At 57.8% G+C, this 20,586-nt stretch carries 15 protein-coding genes and 1 pseudogene; 2 read left to right on the forward strand and 14 right to left on the reverse strand.

From position 1 onward, the window contains the following. Positions 1 to 218 precede the first annotated feature (218 nt). From RWM61_RS06485 to RWM61_RS06505, 5 genes are all read right to left on the reverse strand, one after another. Positions 219 to 1,112: a cation diffusion facilitator family transporter gene (locus tag RWM61_RS06485; RefSeq protein WP_313998690.1), complete on the reverse strand. Its 894-nt coding sequence runs from the start codon at positions 1,110 to 1,112 to the stop codon at positions 219 to 221. Positions 1,113 to 1,330: 218 nt separating this feature from the next. Further along, entirely contained in the window at positions 1,331 to 1,858 is a 528-nt protein-coding gene (locus tag RWM61_RS06490) for a zinc ribbon domain-containing protein (protein ID WP_313998692.1), read from the reverse strand. Between the two features lie 390 nt (positions 1,859 to 2,248). Then, on the reverse strand, positions 2,249 to 3,871 hold the full coding sequence (locus tag RWM61_RS06495) for an ATP-binding cassette domain-containing protein (protein WP_313998694.1): 1,623 nt from the start codon (positions 3,869 to 3,871) through the stop codon (positions 2,249 to 2,251). A 242-nt stretch (positions 3,872 to 4,113) separates the two neighbouring features. Next, on the reverse strand, positions 4,114 to 5,178 hold the full coding sequence (locus RWM61_RS06500) for a Gfo/Idh/MocA family oxidoreductase (RefSeq protein WP_313998696.1): 1,065 nt from the start codon (positions 5,176 to 5,178) through the stop codon (positions 4,114 to 4,116). Positions 5,179 to 5,280: 102 nt separating this feature from the next. Continuing rightward, complete coding sequence (locus tag RWM61_RS06505; RefSeq protein WP_313998698.1) at positions 5,281 to 6,327, reverse strand: MBL fold metallo-hydrolase; 1,047 nt, start codon at positions 6,325 to 6,327, stop codon at positions 5,281 to 5,283. 285 nt (positions 6,328 to 6,612) lie between these two features. Between RWM61_RS06505 and RWM61_RS20230 the strand changes: the two are divergent. Then, a pseudogene (locus tag RWM61_RS20230) lies at positions 6,613 to 7,945 on the forward strand (conserved virulence factor C family protein). A gap of 393 nt (positions 7,946 to 8,338) precedes the next feature. Here the strand turns inward: RWM61_RS20230 and RWM61_RS06520 are convergent. The 9 genes from RWM61_RS06520 to RWM61_RS06560 form a co-directional block, all read right to left on the reverse strand. Beyond that, positions 8,339 to 9,139 carry a DUF2935 domain-containing protein gene (locus tag RWM61_RS06520; RefSeq protein WP_313998700.1) on the reverse strand — a complete coding sequence of 267 codons (801 nt, stop codon included), beginning with the start codon at positions 9,137 to 9,139 and terminating at the stop codon, positions 8,339 to 8,341. A 108-nt stretch (positions 9,140 to 9,247) separates the two neighbouring features. Next, entirely contained in the window at positions 9,248 to 10,378 is a 1,131-nt protein-coding gene (locus RWM61_RS06525; protein WP_313998702.1) for a transglutaminase domain-containing protein, read from the reverse strand. A gap of 211 nt (positions 10,379 to 10,589) precedes the next feature. Further along, complete coding sequence (locus tag RWM61_RS06530; protein ID WP_313998704.1) at positions 10,590 to 10,898, reverse strand: DivIVA domain-containing protein; 309 nt, start codon at positions 10,896 to 10,898, stop codon at positions 10,590 to 10,592. Between the two features lie 216 nt (positions 10,899 to 11,114). Continuing rightward, positions 11,115 to 12,824: a sensor histidine kinase gene (locus RWM61_RS06535; RefSeq protein ID WP_313998706.1), complete on the reverse strand. Its 1,710-nt coding sequence runs from the start codon at positions 12,822 to 12,824 to the stop codon at positions 11,115 to 11,117. Further along, on the reverse strand, positions 12,824 to 14,416 hold the full coding sequence (locus tag RWM61_RS06540) for a response regulator (protein ID WP_313998708.1): 1,593 nt from the start codon (positions 14,414 to 14,416) through the stop codon (positions 12,824 to 12,826). Before RWM61_RS06540 ends, RWM61_RS06535 begins: the two co-directional genes overlap by 1 nt. A gap of 35 nt (positions 14,417 to 14,451) precedes the next feature. Next, the gene (locus tag RWM61_RS06545) at positions 14,452 to 15,255 is read right to left on the reverse strand and encodes a carbohydrate ABC transporter permease (protein ID WP_313998710.1); all 804 of its coding nucleotides are present in this window, start codon (positions 15,253 to 15,255) and stop codon (positions 14,452 to 14,454) included. Beyond that, positions 15,252 to 16,124, reverse strand: a complete 873-nt coding sequence (locus RWM61_RS06550) for a sugar ABC transporter permease (RefSeq protein WP_313998712.1) — start codon at positions 16,122 to 16,124, stop codon at positions 15,252 to 15,254. Before RWM61_RS06550 ends, RWM61_RS06545 begins: the two co-directional genes overlap by 4 nt. A 76-nt stretch (positions 16,125 to 16,200) precedes the next feature. Further along, on the reverse strand, positions 16,201 to 17,505 hold the full coding sequence (locus RWM61_RS06555) for an extracellular solute-binding protein (RefSeq protein ID WP_313998714.1): 1,305 nt from the start codon (positions 17,503 to 17,505) through the stop codon (positions 16,201 to 16,203). Between the two features lie 109 nt (positions 17,506 to 17,614). Beyond that, the gene (locus RWM61_RS06560) at positions 17,615 to 19,798 is read right to left on the reverse strand and encodes a hypothetical protein (RefSeq protein WP_313998716.1); all 2,184 of its coding nucleotides are present in this window, start codon (positions 19,796 to 19,798) and stop codon (positions 17,615 to 17,617) included. Between the two features lie 193 nt (positions 19,799 to 19,991). Between RWM61_RS06560 and RWM61_RS06565 the strand changes: the two genes are divergently transcribed. Next, a complete protein-coding gene (locus tag RWM61_RS06565; protein WP_313998718.1) occupies positions 19,992 to 20,528 on the forward strand; it encodes a CBO0543 family protein in 537 nt (178 codons plus the stop codon). Positions 20,529 to 20,586 lie beyond the last annotated feature (58 nt).

Consider the following 20,586-nt stretch of genomic DNA (forward strand, 5'->3'; position numbering starts at 1 on the left):
AACAGGGCGCCCCCTCTCTGCTTGCCTATCCAAACCACGCCGGGATCCTCTAGTCCGTTAGCTCCAAACGTCCGTCCAAAACCCGGGACGTGGTGCAATTTACCACCTTCCCTCATGAAGAGCCTGCCCCTCTGATTGCGCAGCGCAAAAACGCCCGAAGAGGATGGCCCTCTCCGGACGTTTCGCTCGTTTGGCTGCTTGACGCAAGGTCGCATCCGCTACCGGTCGCGGCGCAGCATGGTCTCGATCTCATACGGCTCGACATGAACATGAATGTTCATAATATTATGCTTGCCTTCCATGCACCGCTCGATCTCGTCGCTGATCCGGTGGCTTTCGATCAGGGACAAGCCCGGATCGACCAGCACGATGACGTCGATCAGCACATTGCTGCCGTGTATGCGGGCCTTGATGTCCTTGATCGACCGCACGCCCTTGGTACGCTCGATCGTGCCGCGCAGCGTACTCAACTGATTTGCGTCAAAGCCGTCCGTCAAGGCATGGGTCGAGCTGTAGAAAATTTCCCATGCCGTCTTGCAAATGAGCAAACCGACCGCGAGAGCGGCCACCGGATCGAGCCACGGAAGGCCGAACTGCGAGCCGATGATGCCGACCGCCGCGCCGACGCCGACCAGCACGTCGGAGAGGTTGTCCTTGGCCGCCGCCATCAGCGCCTGATTGCTGATCCTCTTCGCCAGGCGACGGTTATACTCATACACGCCGTACATGCAAACGGACGCGGCAAGCGCCACCCATGCCGACGTCAGGTCCGGCACCGCCCTATCTCCTTCGTAGAGCGAACGCACGGCGCCGATCAGCACCTGCAGCCCGACTGACGCCATAATGAACGAGGCGACGAGCGCCGCGATCGTCTCGGCCCGGAAATGGCCGTAGGGATGATCCTGATCCGGCGGCTTCTGCGATATTTTCAACCCGATCAGCACTGCCGTCGAAGCGACGATATCGGTCAGGTTATTGAACCCGTCCGCCACAAGCGCATCCGACAGAAACCAGTATCCCGCGGCCAGCTTGGCGCCCGACAAAATCAGATAGGCCGCGATGCTGATCCAGGCGCCCTTCTCCCCTTCCTTGATGTCCCGATACTGATCCAACTGCCGCACCTCCGCTTACCCGGTTCAAACCAATAACGGTATCATACCCGATCCGTTTCGTGTGGGTCTAGAGAAACAGTGTTGGCGCGATGCGGTTTTTTATGCGCCGACGCAACTTGTTTGTCCGTTCTCAACACAGGCGGACGAACGCCCGCGAAGGATTAGGCTACCCTTAATCGGCGAATATATCCGGGATATTCCAGCGGGCGGCAAGCCCTCTAAACGATCGGATCGCCCGCAGGATCATTCGGTTTGGAACGGTCGCCGGCTGCGGGCGCCAGCTCATTGCCGCACTCGACGCAATAGCGGGCGCCGATGTCGTTCTCGGTCCCGCAGACGGCGCACAGCACGCGAATTTCGCCGACGGTGGACTCCTGCGGCTTCTCGTCGTCCTCCGGGAACTTTTTGCCGCAATCCGGGCAGAACCGGGCATTGACCGGCACGATTTTGCCGCAGGCGGAACAGCTTTTCTCCAGCTTGATGTTCGTGATTTTCTCCTGGATCAGCTTGATGTCCTCATGCAGGTCGGACAGCTGCTCGCAATAGTCCATCACTTCCGTCTCCGACCGTGACAGGTCGCCCCTGGAATAGGCATCGTATACCGTCTTGCCGGTGCGCGCGTACAGCCGGTCGATCTCCTTCTCGCGCGTGGAAATCTGCGACTTCAGCTTCGATATCTCAACCGTCTGCTCCACCTTGCGGGCGGCCTCCGTGGCGCCCTGCTTCATTCGCTCGAATATTGACATGTGCATTCTCCTTTTCCAGATCCGATATATGTATCTATTTACCCACTTAAGGTACGTTTCATTAATGCCGCGGTTGCGCCGCCGTGAGCAGCCGGGAAGCATCAGGCTCGGGTGGATTTCATCCAATCAAACGGCTTATTTATGTTTAGAAGGAGATCTTATGTTGGAAAGGCTCCAGTGAAACCCCCGTTTTCTCGCTGCGGCCCTCCGGATGCTTGATTTTATTGGATGAGATCCAGTGAAATCAAGCTTGGAAGAGAGTGGCTTGGTTTTTATTGGATGAAATCCAAGAGCACGTGAGGATCATAAACCAACGGCATTCCCCATCAAAAAGGGGCCGCCAGCGCGGCCCCTCGTTACTGCGGTTATAGCCGGCGCTTGCCCGCTTACTCAGGCCGAGTACGCCCTTTCGCGCAGCTCCTTGATTTCGCCGCTCTGCAGATATTCGTCATACGTCATCATCCGGTCGATCACCGTTCCGGTCGGCGTAATTTCCACGATCCGGTTGGCGATCGTCTGCACGAACTGATGGTCGTGCGACGTGAAGATCAGCGTGCCGTCGAAGTCGATCAGCCCGTTGTTGAGCGCCGTGATCGACTCCAGATCCAGGTGGTTGGTCGGTTCGTCCATGAGCAGCACGTTCGAGCCGGACAGCATCATTTTGGACAGCATGCAGCGGACCTTCTCGCCGCCGGACAGCACGCTCGCTTTCTTCAGCGCCTCGTCGCCCGAGAACAGCATCCGGCCCAGGAAGCCGCGGATGAACGATTCGTCCTGATCCTTCGAGTACTGGCGCAGCCAATCGACCAGGTTCAATTCGACCCCGTCGAAATAAGCGGAGTTATCCTTCGGAAAATAAGCCTGCGTCGTCGTCACGCCCCACTGGAACGTGCCGGCATCCGGCTCGATTTCGCCCATGAGCAGCTGAAACAGCACTGTCTTGGGCAGCGTATTCGGACCGACAAGCGCGATCTTGTCGCCCTTGTTGACGGTCAGCGTCAGGCTGTCGATCAGCTTCTCGCCGTCGATCGATTTCGTCAGCCCCTCGATCAGCAGCAGCTGCTTGCCCGCCTCGCGCTCCGGCTTGAAGTTGATGAACGGATATTTGCGGTTGGAAGGCCGGATATCGTCGAGCGTAATCTTATCGAGCAGCTTTTTGCGGGACGTCGCCTGCTTCGCCTTCGACTTGTTCGCGCTGAAGCGCTGGATGAACGCCTGCAGCTCCTTGATCTTGTCTTCCTTCTTCTTGTTCTGGTCGCGCATCAGCTGCAGCGCCAGCTGGCTCGACTCGTACCAGAAGTCGTAGTTGCCGACGTACATCTGGATTTTGCCGAAGTCGATGTCCGCGATATGCGTACAAACCGTATTCAGGAAGTGGCGGTCGTGGGATACGACGACGACGGTTCCTTCGTAGCCGGCCAGAAAATTTTCCAGCCATTCGATCGATTGCATATCGAGATGGTTGGTCGGCTCGTCGAGCAGCAGGATTTGCGGGTTGCCGAACAGCGCTTGCGCCAGCAGCACCCGTACCTTCTCGTTGCCGTCGAGCTCGTTCATCAGGCGGTCGTGCATCTCCGTCGGAATGCCGAGACCGTTCAGCATCGCGGCCGCTTCCGACTCGGCCTCCCAGCCGTTCATCTCGGCGAATTCGGCTTCCAGCTCGCCCGCGCGCATGCCGTCTTCATCGGTGAAGTCCGCTTTCATGTAGATGGCTTCCTTCTCCTTCATGACGTCGTACAGCTTTTTGTAGCCCATGATGACCGTATCGAGCACCTTGAATTCGTCGTACTCGAAATGGTTCTGCTTCAGGACCGCAATCCGCTCGCCCGGTGTAATGTGGACCTCGCCGTTCGTCGGCTCGATCTCACCGGATAAAATTTTCAGAAACGTCGACTTGCCGGCGCCGTTGGCGCCGATCAGGCCGTAACAGTTGCCCGGCGTGAACTTGATGTTCACATCTTCAAAAAGCGCACGCTTGCCGTAGCGCAGCGTAACGCCGCTGGTGCTGATCATGTGCGTAATCCCGTCCTTATTCTCGTATTTCCACTCATCGTTCCATTATAGCATATACCGACGCCAAAAAGTGACGGGAAGCTTCAAGCTTGTTCCCAGCATGACCGGACGGTCAAGTCCGCTCGCATCGAAAGTTTCCGCAGGCCCGCAGGCAGCAGAAAACGCCCGCCGGAGACGGCGGGCATTCGGTGTGCTTGACGTGTCGGTGCGTATCCGCCTTGAGAGCGCCGGCCGCGGTCAAGTCAGTTCCAGTCCAGCTTCACTTCATGGCCGGTTCGAGACGATTGGTAGATGGCGCTCAGAATGCGGTTGTTCGTATAGCCGGACAGCGCGGAAGCAATCGGCTCCTTGTTCTCTCGGATGCATTCGATAAAATGCTTGCTCAGCATCGTCCGGTCCTCCTCGCCTTCAAGCGGCTTGATCTCGCTCTCGATGACCTGGTCGAACGCGTGCGTGGCGAACGTCGCCTTCTCGCCGACCAGCGAGATGCCCGCCTCAGTGCCCATCAGGTTGACGAACGGCTCCTCCGGAAGTCCGGCGGAATGCGCCGCCCAGCTTACCTCGAGCGACAGCGTCGCGCCGTTGTCCATCTTGATCAGCGCGGTCGCCAAATCCTCGACGTCGTAATAACCGTCCCAGTTCGGCGTTCCCCATGTGCCGATCCCTTTGCGCTGCGGGCCGAACTCGGCGTAGGTCGTGCCGAACACCGACACCGGCTTCGGGTTGCCCATCAAGTACAGCGTCAGGTCCAGCATATGCACGCCGATATCGATCAGCGGCCCGCCGCCGGACTCCTCCATGCGGGTAAACCAGGAGCCCCAGCCCGGAATGCCTTTCTTGCGGAACCAGCCGGTCTTCGCGTTGTAAATCCGGCCGAGCTCTCCCTTGTCGATGTGATGCTTGAGCGCGCGGGCGATGCCGCTCCAGCGCATCTGATGCGCCATCATCAGCACCTTGCCGGACTCTTCCTTCGCCTGCAAAATCGTTCTCGCCGATTCGGCGTCGTTCGCCATCGGCTTCTCCAGCAGGACGTGCTTGCCGTGCTTCAACGCTTCGATGGCAAGCGGCGCATGATATTTGTTCGGAACACCGATGACGACCGCATCGATGGCCGGATCTTCAAACATATGCTGCGGGCTTTGATAGACGACCGAGATCGTATGCTCCTTGGCACGCTGCTCGGCTTGCGGCAGATAGGCGTCCGTTACGCCTGCGAGGTATACGCCCGGAATGCGTCCGAACGTGTTCATATGGACGTTGCCGATGCCTCCCGCCCCGACAATGCCCAAACGGATCGATGATGACATGGGTATAGTAGGCCTCCCCTAAAAATCGTTACCCATACAGTATAGCGCTGTAGCCGGTCACGCGCCAGGTCGCCTTTTGGCTTCCTTTTGCGCCGAATTGGCTTATTTGCCGCTTAGCTTCCACGTTTCGCCGTGAGGCAGCATGACGAGGCGCTTCGGATCGATGCCGAGACTGCGCCTGCCCGACTCCAGCCGGTCGAGCGCCTCGCGCGGCGTGTCGTCGGCCAGCTTGAACGCGCCGTAGTGCATCGGCACGAACCAATCGGCCCCCGTATCGAGAAAAGCCTGCAGCGCCTGCTCGGGCGTCACATGCTGCGGACCCATGAAATGCTCCGGCTCGTACGCGCCGATCGGCATCATCGCGACGTCGATCGAGAACCGTTTGCCGATTTCGCAGAAGCCGCGAAAATAACCGCTGTCCCCGGCAAAATAGACGGTGGGCGAGTGGGTTTGGGAAACGACGGGCCGGCCGTCGTGCGATTCGGTCTGTGTGTCCGGCACATACCCGGTCGCATGCTGCACCGCATGTTCGGCCTCATGCAAGGCAGCCTCGTGCGCCGCGGTCGATTCGATGACCCAGCCGCCCCAATGCGAGCGGTTCATGTCCCACGGCGTGCGGCGGCTCCAATGCTGGGCGGGCACGAACGTGAACTTCACGCCGCGCACGACGCACGACTCCCACCAATGCAGCTCTTTGACGCGCATGAAGCCTTTCAGCTGCAGCTTCTGCCTCAGCCCGGCCGGGACCAGCAGCGTCTTCGGTCCGTGCAGGCGGCGCAGCGACGTAATGCTCAAGTGATCGTAATGCGAATGCGAGACGAGCACGACGTCGACCGGCGGCATGTCGTCGAGCGGAACGCCCGGCGTGCTCATCCGCTTATGGACGCCGATCTGGGTGGTCCATACCGGGTCGGTCACGATGTTCAGTCCGGAGTGCTGCAGCAGAAAGGTCGAATGCCCGATCCATGTGATCGTCGGCTCGGTGCGATTGTGGTGAAGGTAGGTGAGGTCGGGCGACACGGTGGGAACGATGTAGGAGTAATCTTTTTCCCGGAGCTTGCGGGCTCGCTCCTGGCGCCAACGCTTGAAATGGTTCAGCGCCTTCTCCGTATAGACGAAGTCCAGGTTGGCAAACCGGTCTTTCGGCATCTGTAGTCCCTCCTGAGATCTCTATACGCTCTAAGATACCAATTGAACTCCTTCATCGCAAATGTTAACCGTTATATGGGGCAATGAAACATTTGGAAATCAGCCGGAGTTCGGCTACACTGAGGCTGTGGAGTAACGAAGTAAGTGTGAAAGCACGGATGTGGGCGGCGTACAAACATGCGGCGTAAAGACGCGGGGGAAGCACAGACGTGAGGGCGGACGGAGTACAGATGTTGCGGCACTCAGACGTAAGTGTCGAGAATAGATGTGTGGGAGGTAACGGCTATGAAATTGTTGTCGATCGAACCGACGCCCAGTCCGAATTCGATGAAATTGAATGTGGATGAGCGGTGGCCTTCCGGGCGCCGCGTCTCGTATACGCTTGAACGCCGGGATGAGGCGCCCGAGCCGCTGCGGGGCCTGCTCGGGATTGAAGGGGTGCGGGGTCTGTTCCGCACGGCCGACTTCATCGCCTTGGACCGGAAGCCCGGCGCCGACTGGCAGCGAATTCTGGGCGAGGCGAGGCGGCTGTTCGACGCCTCGGAGGCGGATGGGACCGGCCCCGGCGGTGTCGGCGGTGTCGGCGGAGAGGGCGCCGGCTTCGGCGAAGCGCACGTGCTCGTCCAGATGTACCGCGGCATTCCGATGCAGGTGCGGGTTCGCATGGACGATACCGAGGCGCGCGCCGCGCTGCCCGAGCCGTTCGGGGCGGCGGTTCGGGCAGCCGCCGGCGGGACGATGATTATGGAGCGGAAGCTCGAAGAATACGGCGTGCGCTACGGCGAGCCGGATGAAATCGCCGCAGAGGTGGCTCAGGAGCTGGCGGCGGCGTACACCGCGGAGCGGCTCGCCGAACTGGTGACGGCGGCGAAGGCAATGGGGCCCGGCGAGAGCGGGGCCGGGGGGGGGGGGGGGCGGGCCCCCCCCCCCCCCCCCGCGGGGGGGGGGGGGGGGGCCCGGGGGGGGGGCGCGGCGGGCGACCCCGGGGGCGCGGCCCGCGTCGGGGGGGCGGGGGGCGCGGCCCGGGGGCCGGGGCGGGGGGGGGGCCGCGGCCGTGCCGACGGCCCGGCCGCGGCCGCTTACGGCGGAGGAGCTCGCCGAAGCGTTGGACGCGCCGGACTGGCGCGTCCGCTACGCGGCGCTCGAACGGACGCAGCCCGAATTGCCGATGCTGCCGCTGATCGCCCGGGCGCTGGCCGACGACAACGCCTCCGTCCGGAGGCTGGCGGTGGTCTATCTGGGCGATCTGCGCAGTGCCGAGGCACTGCCGCATCTGTTCGCGGCGCTGAAGGATCGCACGGCCGCCGTGCGCCGGACGGCCGGCGACACGCTGTCCGATCTCGGCGATCCCGCCGCGATCGGGCCGATGATCGAGGCGCTGCGCGACCCGAACAAGCTGGTTCGCTGGCGCGCGGCCCGCTTTCTGTACGAAGCGGGGAACGAATCGGCGCTTGAGGCGCTGCGCGCCGCCGCCGGCGACGACGAATTCGAGGTGCGGCTGCAGGCGCAGATCGCCCTCGAGCGGATCGAGCGCGGCGAGGAAGCCGCCGGCTCCGTCTGGCAGCAGATGACCGCGCTGCGAGGCGGCGGCGCTGGCGGCACGTCCGGGCAGGAATAAGCGAAAAGCCGCAAAGCCGGGAGCCGCCATTGTGCGGGCCTCGGCTTTGCGGCTTTTTGGTGGGTGCCGGGCTCGCTATGCAAATAACCTGCAATATGCAGGCTGCAGCGATCAAAGTGACGTTAGACGCGCAAATAACCTGCAGAAAGCAGGCTATTGCACTCAAAGTGACGTCCGACGACCAATTAAGCTGCAAAATGCAGGCTATGGCGATCATCGTGACATTCGGCGTGGGGGCAGTGTCGGCGGGTAGTTGTAAGTGCCGCAGCGCACCTTGGCGGCTGAGGACGGGGCTCTGCGGAAGCTGTAAGTGTCGCCACGCACTTTAGCGATGGACTGCCGCTTACGGCTTCCTCCCACTGCCGCCCATACTCTACCCTACCCTACCCTACCCTACCGTACTCTCTCCACTCGCGGCTTGGCCGGATCGCAGCCCGGCAGGTTGACCATGCCCGTCTGCGCCAGCTTGGTCAAGTAGTAGCATTCCTCGCGAAACATATGGTCCGGAATGAGCGGGCTGATCCGGTCCAGCAGCTCCGCGCTGAGCTGCATTTCCTCCAGCTCCGCAAGAAACCGCTGGAACAGCTTCATCTCCAGGTCGATGTCCCGGTGGAACCTGCGGAAGGCGGGAAACTCGGACAAGCTCGCGCGCATATAGCCAGCCATCTCGATTGCCTTTATATGAAGCGCCTCGAACGCTTCCTGGAAAGCCTTGCTTTGCCCGATCCGGCGCTTCTCCGTCGCATCCAGATCGGACGCGATGGCCGCCGCGTGCCCGGCAGCGTCCAGCAGCCAGACAAAATCGTAGTGAAGCGGATGAAATACCGGCACCGGCCGGCCGTTCGCCAGCGCGTCAAGAATGCGCTCATATTCCTCCAGCTCATTGACCATATGATTGAGGAACGTGGGGGTCAGCAGAAGCTCGACCTTGCCCAGCAGCAATCGTTCCAGCAAGCTCAGCTTGAATGCTTTGAATTCCGCAACAACGGCGCTCGCCTGCCGGTTCAGCTCCGGCAAATTCATTTCCGCCCCCGATGCCCTCGCTTCTTCCAGCTCCGCGTCGAACCGCACGATGAAATCCGCGGCAACCGCCGCATCCCGCGTCTCCGCGGGCGATAATGCGGTGCGGATGATCCTCGCATGATCGCCCATGATTTGCAGCCAGAACCGGTGCTCGAACAACGGGTCGCTCATAGCCGCTCACACTCCTTTCGTATTTTCAACGTCAGGAGTATATGCGGAACGACTTAAGAAAAGACCGCGCAAGCAAGGCCCTTGCGACCCTGTGCTGCGCGGTCTTCTTCATTTCTGCAGCGTCACATCCAGCAGAACGGCGCCGTCCGCTCCGAAAGGCGAGAAAGCGGCTTTATACGACGTAAATCCAAACTCCCCCATACCGGCCAAAGCTTCCTGCAAATCCGCCTTCGCCCGGTCTCCGTCCACATACCGCACCTTCAATGTCGTCTGGCCGGACAAGACGGCGGCCTGCAGCTTGTCGCGCAAGTCGTCCGCGGACGCCGACGTGTGCTCGGGCTTCAGCCAAACGAACCCGAGCTCGCGTTCCAAACCGGTGTAGAACGCCGCCTTTCCCGGATCGTTCAGCGCCGCCGCCGACACTACACCCGCATAATCGGTCGTTGCCGCCGGATAAGTGCGGGTCCAACTGTGGTCCCGGCGCAGCTCCGCGCCGGTCTTCAAATAATAGTCGTACCGCACCCTGCCTTGCACATCCGGCACGGGATCGTCCCACGTCGTATCGAGGTGAAACCACTTCCCTTCCAACAAGACGAGGTTCCACGCATGGTCTCCGGAAGCCGCCTTGCCTTCGGCGATCCGGGACGGTATCCCGGCGGCCGTCAACATTTTGTAGGCAAGCAGGGAATAGCCTTGACAGACGGCCCGGCCGGACTGAAGCGCCTCGTAAGCGGTATAATTGGCCAAAGCCCCATCATACGCCAGCCGCAGCACGATCCAATCGTGAATCGCTTTCACCTTCTGATGATCGTTCATGCCGGGCTCGATCAATGTTCCGATAACCGACGCGACCTGCCGGTCCACCTCCGCCGTCTGCGCGGGAGTCTCCCGATAGCGCAGCGAGAGCTTGATGCGCGACACGCCGTTCCAGGTACGAATCGAATAAAAATAGGAGTCGACGATATAGGCGGTATACTCGTCATGGGCGATTGCCTGCCTGACTGTCGTTTTGATGCTGTCCGACAATTCCTTCGCGTCGCCGGTATAGTCGATTTGCACTTGTTCGTTTCTGCTTCGCAGCGCGGCCGCGATCTCCGATTCCAGCTGATATAAACCGGAAGCAGGCCGAGCCTCGGCTTTAACGGTGGTGAACAGCTGCATATCGACGCTGCTGCCGAACGTCCAGATCAGGACCATAACGGCGCCGGACAACAACCATTTCAATGCACGGCTTTCCACCCGCGTCCCTCCTCTCGACCTCGAATAGCTACAGTATAGCCATTATTATCCTGCCGTATAAAAGCTCCGCACACGTCCGAATGATGCAGGTCGCTGTGCCCCCAAGACAAGCTTGCACAAATAGATTCGGAATATGAACAGACCGGACAAAAAAGGAACAAACCGCCACGCCTGCGCATGCGGCTGTTCCTTTTTTTGTCGAATTCGACTGTCAGACGCGCGCCCGGAGCCTGTCCCGTTTCTCCCCGAACACGGCCAGCTCCAGCTCCTCCAGACGGCGTTTCGTCATATATTTGTCGTAAGCCTCTTCCCCGCTGCGGGCGAATTCTCTCTGGATACCTGCCAGCTCCTCGTCAAGGCGCTCGACGATCTCCTGCATGCGGGTGTAATCCTGAATGATTTCGTCCAGGTATTCATCCACTTCCATCCGGTCATAACCGCGAAAAAACCGTTTTCTGAATTCTTTGGCATGGATCGCCTGCGCATTGAATTTAAGTCCGTATTGCTGCAGGTTCAACATGAATGATCGCTCTCCTTTCAATGAAAAAATGCAAATGACGATACCTCATCAATATGAGTAGAATTTGATAAAGCTCGAAGTGCTTTAAGAATAGCATAATCGACAAGATGCGTGCACGCGGATTGTCAACCAGGCCACGGCGCCTGCGATCCGAAAACGAAACAAGCCGGCGCCGATTGATTGCCGACGCCAGCTTGCAGCTTTGATAGTTTTCATTTACCGATTCGGGAGCCGAATCGCAACGGTCGTCCCTTGTCCGCTTTCGCTTGCCAATTCCAGCCCGTAACGGTCTCCGTAATGAAGCTGGATCCGCTGATGGACATTCCGCAGACCGAATCCGTGATCCGCCTCCTGATCGTCGCTGCCGGCGGCCAACGATTGACGGACCTGTTCAAGCCGCTCCCGATTCATCCCGACGCCGTCATCCTTTACCTCCAGCACGATGAAATCCGGCTCCGCACGGACGCAAATCTCGATATGACCGGGCTCGTCGCGCTTGCGGATGCCATGGTTAATACTGTTTTCCACGAGCGGCTGCAGCAGGAACTTGATCATTTTCACATTCGCAATGCTTTCGTCCATATGGATTTGCCAGTACAGCTGCCCGCTGAACCGGATTTCCTGAATCTTCAAGTAATAGGTCACGTGCCGCACTTCGTCGGCAACGGTGATCAACTCGCGGCCCTGGTTCAGCCCGATCCGGAACAAACGAGAAAGATAGGTGACGATGTCGGCTATGATCGGATCTTTATGCTTTCGCGCCAGCATGTTGACGGAATCCAGCGTGTTGTACAGAAAATGGGGGTTGATCTGGTACTCCAGCGTTTGCAGCTGGATGCGACGGCGCTTCGCTTCCTCCTCGCGGTTTTTCTGAATAAGGCTGACGATTTCATCCGACATCCGATTCATCGCGAACGCAAGCTCGCCGACTTCGTCGTTGCGGACGACCGGCACTTTAAAGATGAAGACCCCTTCCCCGATTTGCTTCATTTTCCGCTGGATCATCTTTAACGGCTTCGTAATCCGGTGAGACAGGAACAACACCATGAATACGGAGAAGCATAGAAGCGCGACCGTGATGAAAAGGATGCCGAAAAACAGCTCTCTGGCGGGCTGCAGCACCTCCTTCTCCGGTATCCACGACACCAGCGTCCAATCGGAACGCTTCTCGGCAAACGTGATATACGACTCGCCGTCAAGCTGCATCGTTCTTTGCGCCGAAACGCGCGGTTCGCTTCCGATCCGCCGCAGGAACGCCCCGGATATGCCCGGGTCCGTCGACAATTCCAGCGAGCCCGCCGCATCGTATACGGCATACTGCTGGCCCGCGTCCACCGAGTACCTGCCGATGATCCTGTCGACTTCCCTTTTGTCCAGCAGAAGAAACAAATAACCGATCGGACGGTTCAAATCGGTCTCGTTATCGTTTATTTGGCGAAACAAGGCAATTCGGCCGATCTCCCCCGCATTTTCCCAAACCGGCAAACCGGCGCCGCGCCTGGCCGTCTCAATCCGGGAGTCGATATAGCTTTTGTAAGCCGCGCTCAGCCCATCGCCGTAGATGGTCCCGTTGCCGCGGACGACGAAAATCGAAACCTCGGCATTATTGGTCGACGTGTAGATTTGCAAAGCCTGGCGAAAGTCCGTCGTCCGCTGGAGCTGTTCGCCGGTTTGGGCGGTATTGGGATATCGCAAAAATTGCTGGACACGGCGATCGCCGAACAAACGCAGCGATAAATCCTGCAGCTTGAAGCGCCACTCCCCCAGCTCAGACGCCAGGTTGTCGATCGATTGCGCCTGCTGTTTGACGTATTGTTTCTCCAAATAGTTTTCCAATGCGTAATACACGTTCGCGCTGCTGATGACGATCGGAACGAAGATGAGCAGGGAGAAGAACAGCATCATTTGGGTACGGATCGAGCGCATCAGGAATGCTCCTGCCGCTCGCCGGCCCGCTCGCGAAATTCGCTGGGGGAGCAGCCGATATTTTTCTTGAATATGGAGCTGAAATAATGCGCGTTGGCGTAACCGACCTGCTCGGCGATTTCATAATTTTTGAGGGTCGTCAGGCGCAGCAGCTTTGCGGCTTCCTCAAGCCGCCGTTCCGTCATGTGCTCGACGCATGTCTTCCCGGTCTGCCGGTGAAAAATGCGGGACAAATAGTTCGGCGAGATGCAAAGCGTTTGCGCGATCGAGGCCACGCTCAAATCCGGATCGCTATACCGGCCGTCGATGATTTGCTTCGCTCCTTCCACCAGCTGGCTGACGAAGCCGGTATGATGCGAGCTTCGGCGTGCCGCAATTTCCGTGAACAGCTCAAGAAACAGCTTTCGGACCTGCCCGTAGGAGGGCGATTCCTCCAGCCGGGAAACGCTTTGATGAAAGGCTGGTATCGATTCAATCCCGTACTCGTCGGCCAGCCGGTAGACGGCCCCAAGCAATTGGACGAAGACCAGACGGTTCATATTCGGCGAAGGATTCTGGCTCATCGTTTGATGGATAAACGCATCCATGGCCTGCTCGCCGATCCGGTCGCGGTACCGAAGCAGCTCGAGCAGATTCTTCTCTTCCTCGTAAGGATACTCGACGTGGTCCTTCTTCCATGCGGGGATATCCTCGTAACGCATAACGCCCGTCTGCTCCAGCATCGCCAAATATTTCACGCTGTCCAGCGCCTCCAGGGCGGAAGAGCGGATCACTGAAAAATCGCCGACGGTGTGCCCGATTCCGATGCCGACGTCAATCTTGAGCGTGCACTCGATCGCCTCGGCGGTTGCCTTCCAATCGTCCGTCTCCGCAGGTTCGGATAACAAGCACAGCAGAACGGCTTCCGAATAGTCATAGATATACGCGATGGCGCCCGCATGCAGCTCCTCGAGCATGTTCCGGATCGCAAACCGGACAAGCGGCAGCTCGCTTGCCCCATATCTTTCATACACCTTCTCCAGCCCGCGGATTTCAACTGCAAGACAACGGAGTTCATTGCCGGTCGGGGGGATATCGGCGGCGGCCGCTCGACGGCGCATCTCCGCCGGATCCGTCAGCACGCCCGCAAGCACATCGCCCCAAAACTTCTCGGTGATAATGGGCTTATATTCATTCAGGCGCTTTTGCGCCATTTCGCTCCAATTCAGGTTTCGGCGCTCAAGCGTCATTTCTTGCACCAGTTCATCCACCGTTTCCTTCAACTCATCCGGGAAAACGGGCTTGACCAAATATTTCGCCACGCCGATCTCGATCGCTTCCCTGGCGTATTCGAACTTCTCATATCCCGTCAGGATGACGAAGCGAATGGACGGGTACTGTACGCGAATCTTCTTGGCAAAATCCAGTCCGGACATTTCCGGCATAAAGATATCGGTCAGAATCAAGTCGGGCCTCGCCCGCTCGATGACGTTTATCGCTTCCATCGCATTCTTCGCATCCATCACTTCGTCAAACCCGGCCTCTTGCCAATCGATCAACGTACGCAGCCCGTCCCGGATAAACAATTCGTCGTCAACAATCAGCACTCTCATGCCGCTCTACCTCCCGGACTCGATCGTTCAATCGATTATTTCACGGCGCCGGCCGTCAGTCCACCTATTATTTTCTCGCTGAGCAGGGAATAAACGACAATCGTCGGCAAAACCGCAATGACCATGGCCGCGAAGGCAACCGGATAATTCGCCGAGAACGTGGTCAGGAAAAAGCGAATGGCCACCTGAAGCGTCCTGGTCGCTTCGCTCTGGGTAAGCAACGAGGCGAACAGCAGCTCGTTCCATGCCGTAATCATCAAGAAAATGCTCGCGGTCGTCATGCCCGGATAAGATACCGGCAGGATGACGCTCAAGAACGTCCGATGAACGCTCGCCCCATCGATAAAAGAAGCCTCCAGCAGCTCCTTCTGGATCGAATCCATATAGGTTTTTACAATCAGGATGCTGAGCGGAAGCGATACCCCGGCATAGACGAGGGCTACGCCGACAAGCGTGTCGTACATGCCGAGCCAGTTCACGATAAAGTAATAGGGAACGATGAACGCATTGGTCGGAATAAAGATGCCGAACGTGATCAGAAGCAATAAGCCCGGCTTGAACCTGAAGGTGTACATGAAAGCATAGGAAACCAAGGTCGCCGCGATAACCGCCAGCAGGGTGGACACGACGGCGATAAAGGTCGAATTGAAAAAATACTGCGGGATCGGATGGCTGGACAGCACGCTCTCATAATTTTGCCACATCCACTTATCGGGCAGTTTGAACGGTGAAGAAAACAGCTCACGGCTCGTCTTGAACGACGCGAGAATGAGCCACAGGAACGGGACAAGGGTAATCAGCAGGAATAGCGATATCACGATCCAACGGAAGCCTTTCACAGCCTTCTCCCCCTCCTTTCCGACAGGCGCAAAATGCCGAATACGAGCAGCATGGCGATCGTTCCGAGCAAGATGGTCATCAGCCCTCCCGCCATGGAGACGCCGTAGCGGTTAGCCGTAATCATTTCACGATAAATATAAAGCGACAGGTTCAGCGTGGAATCGGCCGGTCCGCCGCCCGTCATGAGCAGCGGATATTCGAACATGCGCAAAGTGAACGCGGTATTGAAGATGACGTTGATCGCGATCGCGCTTTTCACCATCGGAATGGTGATGTGCCAATCCTTTTGAACGCCGGTGGCTCCGTCGATTTCCGCCGCCTCGTACAGCTCCGGGGAGATGGTCGACATCTGCGTCAGGAAGATGACCATCGTAAACCCGACGTAGAGAATAAACGGCAGCATGCTGCTGAATACCGCCGTGCTCGGGTCGCTGAGCCATGCGCGTGCCAGCGAATCCAGTCCGACCGCTTTGAGCGAGTTGTTCACCAGCCCGAGGCTGACATGAAGCACGAAGTACCACAAGAAAGCAAGGGCGGTCGTGGAGATGACGTTGGGCAGGAAAAACAGCGTGCGGAACCACTTCCAGCCTTTAGGCTTTTTGAACAGGATGAGCGCGAGAAGCAGTCCCAGCGGCGTATGCAGAAATATGCCGGCCAATATCCAGTAAACGGTGTTCGTCATGGCCGTCTTGAACGCGGGATCGCTGAGCAGATAGCGGAAATTGTCCAGCCCGACATAGGTCATGGCGCCGATTCCGTTCCACTCCCGCATGCCGACATACCCGACGAAGATGAGCGGAAATATAAAAAACACGATCGTAAACAACAAGGCCGGAGCCAGGTAGTAATAGATTTGTCTGGCGGTCATCTTGCTTCAGCCCCTTTCCCTTTCCGATTACATGGCTTGAAGGAATGGAAAGGGGAGGTTCCCCCTCCCCTGTCCTTTACCCGTTCGCCGCCTGCAGCTGCTTGGCGAATTCCTCGGGCGTATATTTGTCGAGAACAAGGCCTTCGATCAGCGATGGAAGCTTGGCGATCGCCGAAGGCTTGAGAATACGAACGAGGTTGACGATGCTTTCCGGCGCCCGGCTGTTCGTCTGGATATATTGGCCGAGAATCGGCCCTGCCTGATTCGTCTCTTCCCCGCTGAGATTGAGCTTGGTCGAGAGCAGAATGCGGCCGTCCATCGTGAACGTTTTGGAGCTTTCCTCGGAAGTCATGAATTTCAGGAACGCCACGACGGCCGCTTCTTTTTCCTTCGATTCCTGCTTTGCGGCAGACCAAGGCGTATACGCATCCGTTACCGTAAAGCCGGGCTGCGCCTTGCCGTCTCCGAACGTCGGGCTTGCCGCGATGCCGATCGACGGAACCATTTCTTCCGGGATCGATCCGATCAACCAAGGTCCGTCGATGATCATGGCCGTGTTGCCGATCACGAAGTTGTTGGAGCTCACCGAATAATTGCCGCCGAGCGCGTCCGGCGTCGTGTACTCGAACAGCTTTTTCAAATATTCGGCCGCTTTGGCGACCTCGGGCGTGTCCAGCGATTTGCCCGGATCGAACACGCCGGTTCCCGCGATGCTTGCCGCCAGGTACGTGAACGCGTTCGTCGTATGCCACGCATCATCGGTCGTCATCAGGGAAATCGGCGTAATTCCCGCCGCCTTCAGCTTGTCGCTCGCTTCAAAAAATTGATCCCACGTTTGCGGGAAAGACTCGATGCCTGCCTTGGCGAACAAATCTTTATTGTAGTAAAACAGTATGCCTGCTTTCTCGAACGGAATCGATGTCAGCTGCCCGTCCACCGTCATCGCCTGCAGATCCTGTTCGGTAAACCGGGACTTCCAGGCTTCATCCATGAAAGGGGTGAAATCGAGAAGCTTGCCGGACTTCTGCCGGGAAAGATCGTTCGGATTAAAATTATAGTTGAACAGATCCGGCGTCTCCCCCGCAGCGATCATGGTCTTCACTTTCTCTTGGAGCGAAGGCCAGTCCGGGTTAATGTCGACGTTCATCTTCACTTTGCCTTCGTTCTCCCGGTTGAACTTGTCCACGATCGTCTGCAGCGCTTTGCCGCGCTCCGTATCCGTACTCCAGCTGCTGAGCATCGTCAGCTCGACCGCCTTCCGGCCGGAGGCTTCTCCTTCTTCCGCCGTTTCGCCGCCCTGATTGTTGGAGCCGCATGCCGATGCGACAAGAGATAATGCCAATACCAGTGCGGTCGTCATAACGCGCCATTTTTTCTTCATCTCCAGGATCCTCCCTTGATGTTGTTTCCCTCGCATCTTCAGCGTACCGGATGCGGCCATTTTACGATATTCACGAATCTGTCCGGTTTCATGCGAAAATCTATCAGTTTTACTTTGCGTCGTTTTTAAGGTTGTCAAGATATTTACCGAGTCCGAAAATGCCGGCGGAATAAATCCAGCCGAGGGTGCCCCAAATGTCCCCCTTGGCGATCATGCCTTCATCCTTCCCCTGGCTGCAAATCCCGAACCCTTCCGGCTGCATGCCCAGATCGGTGAAGCCCATCGAATCGCCCGGATGCGACAGCAGCTGCTGTGTGCCGATCGCGATCCATGCGGCCATAGCCCGGAAGAACGAATCGCCGGTTTCGGCGCCAAGGCGGTCGAGCTCCTCGATATGGAACAGCGAATAAATATCCACAACGCCGCCGCCCCAGATGGAATTAATGCCGCCGGTTCCGACGGTCTTGAAGGCGACACGGTCAAGGTCCGTACCGGGAAAATGCGGAGCGTTCCAGATATAGTTCCAGGTCACAAAAATTTTGGCCGCCCGGACGGAGCCCCGCAGATAGCGCTCATCGCCCGTCAGCTTGTACAGCCCATACAGAGCCGCCATGGTGTACTGAGCGGCTTCTTTATCAATCACATTCGGATTGTCCAGCGTGCCGCCCAGGTAATGATCCTTCGGCACATAGGTGCCGAGCACGTAATCGCCTGCCATGCGGGCGGCATCGAAAAACGGCTGTCCGTGTGATTCGGCCGCCCGGCCCATCGCAATCAAATACAGGATCGGGATCGAACTCGCAGACTTGGATGAAAATTCGTCGTTCCCGAAGCCTTCGGCGTTTTTGAGCGGCGTCCCGTCCGGCTCGTAAGCACGGTACCATGAGCCGTCTTCGTTCTGGTTCCGCAGCAGGAAGCGGGCGAATTTCTCCGTCGTTTCCCGCCACGATGGCTGTTCCACCCCAAGTGAAGCGTAAAGCTGATAGTTAAGCAGCAGGTCGAACGCCGGCTCGACCATGGTCCGCAAATAATTGCCCGGGATGTTGCCGTGCGAAATATAATGCAGCTTCGGCGCGCCTTCCTCACCGAACGAAGCGAACGGCTTGTCGTTCTCGATATCGAACAACGAGTACAGAAATCCGGACGGCATCGGCATCCGATCGACGAAAAATTGCGTGACCTTGCGGCCTTTCTCGATCCACTCGCCGCCGTACGATTTCGCCAGCGTATAAGCTGTGTTGATTTGACGCCCGGTAAAGCCGTACTCGAGAATGCGCGTGTACGATTCATGCGGAATGTTGTTAAACGACGTGCCGAAGCCCGAAGGCTGGGAGCCGTAGCCGTGTCTCGGATCGAAGTGGAAAAAGAATCCGGCGCCGCCGTTGTCGAGCTCGCGGTAGCTTTTGCGCAAGGAAACGTTCCGGTAATCGATCGATTGCTCCAGTGTGAACGGCAACTCGACCGGCTCGGGCGGCAGAAGATCGGCATAAGACCGGAAAGCATCGTACACCGCGTCGGCAAACGTGTCGCCATGGCCGAAGCGCAGGTCATAGACCAATTCCATTTCGAACGATTGCCCGTCGAGCGGATAAAACGCCGACACCGGGGTCCGCCCGGCGTCCAGCGCGACGCTTCGCTCGCCTTCGTAATAAGGCCAGAACGCTTGCAGGATGACCTCGTTCCCGTTATGAACGGCATAACCAACGGAGCCTGCTTCCGTCTCTTGCATGTAACGGTTCTCCTTGGCTTCGGTCCGGCGGGGCGGATTCGTCGTGTGCGGCAGCTTCACGCGGCCCAATGTGACGGAACGGCCGCTGTCCGGCCGGTAGCCTTGAATAAACGGATAGGTCAAGCGGTCTTCCATATACACCTTTGCTTCCGTAAATGTGTCCGGCGTTCCCGGCTCCGAATAGTGGGTAGCCGGCGCGCAAAAGCGCCATTCACCGTCTGGCTCGGCCGAGATGCCGGCCTGCAGCTGAAACTGGACACCGCCGCCGGCCTCGTTGCGACGATACGCTTGCGCCTTGATATGGCGATGCAGTACGACCCGGCTCTCCTCCGCGTTCCAACGGTCCGTGATTTCAAACCGGTAGCCCGCATGCTCCCAAGACGCCGACGCCACCCATTGGGCAGCTTCCGTCTGTGTGGCAGACGCGTAATTCATCCGGATTGTCGAGCGATCCATATAGTGAGCCGTAACGGGCTGATGAACGATCAGCTTCTCCGACGGTGCGTTCCCCCATCGTATTTGCGGGCTATATCCTTGCCCTTCGATAAATGTCATTTCGACCATGCCGCCACCTCATTCCGCAGTAATACGTTTACTGTAACGGAACCCTGCACGGCGGTCGATTCACTAAACTCTCTTTTTATGTATAAAAATCTGCTTATGGTGAACCCAAGCGGCTACGCCGCAATATTATGAGTGCGCAAATTTGGGAATACTTGCACTATAGGTGGGTTAAATAGGAAATGGAGGGAAATTCGTGCATTTCATTTACAACGGCTTATTCCTTCTTGCCGCGCTGAAATGGGGAGATTGGAAGAACTGGAGAGCTTACTATCCCACCGTTTTATTCTTTATCGTCGGCGACCTGTTAAAAAATGTTCTGTTTCATGATCGCCCGATGTGGATGTACCAGGAGATTTTTTGGGGAGAAGAAATTTTATTCAGCCACAAAATCATAAGCCTGATGATCATGTTCGTTGTTTATCCCTCGACTGTACTTATTTACCTTGGCCGGTTCCCGAAAAAAACAATTTGGAAGCAGGGCGGTTGGATCACGCTCTGGGTGCTGTTGTACATAATCGTCGAATATGTAAATCTCCGGTATCTGGATTTGATCGACCATTTTCATGGTTGGAATATATGGTGGTCTGCAGCATTTAATGTGATCATGTTTTCCATGCTGCTGCTGCATTACCGGCATCCTCTCTGGGCGTGGGCCGGATCGTTCGTCACGGTCATTGTGCTTTGGATTTTGCTGCGTGTTCCCATTTCCGTGCTCGAGCACAACCCTTGAACAAAAGCTTCTGATGATGTATTAATCATTGAATGAAGAATCGAGGCGGCAAGGGGGA

It is taken from the genome of uncultured Paenibacillus sp. (genome assembly GCF_963515335.1).
In the GTDB taxonomy this organism is placed as follows: Bacteria; Bacillota; Bacilli; order Paenibacillales; family Paenibacillaceae; genus Paenibacillus_I.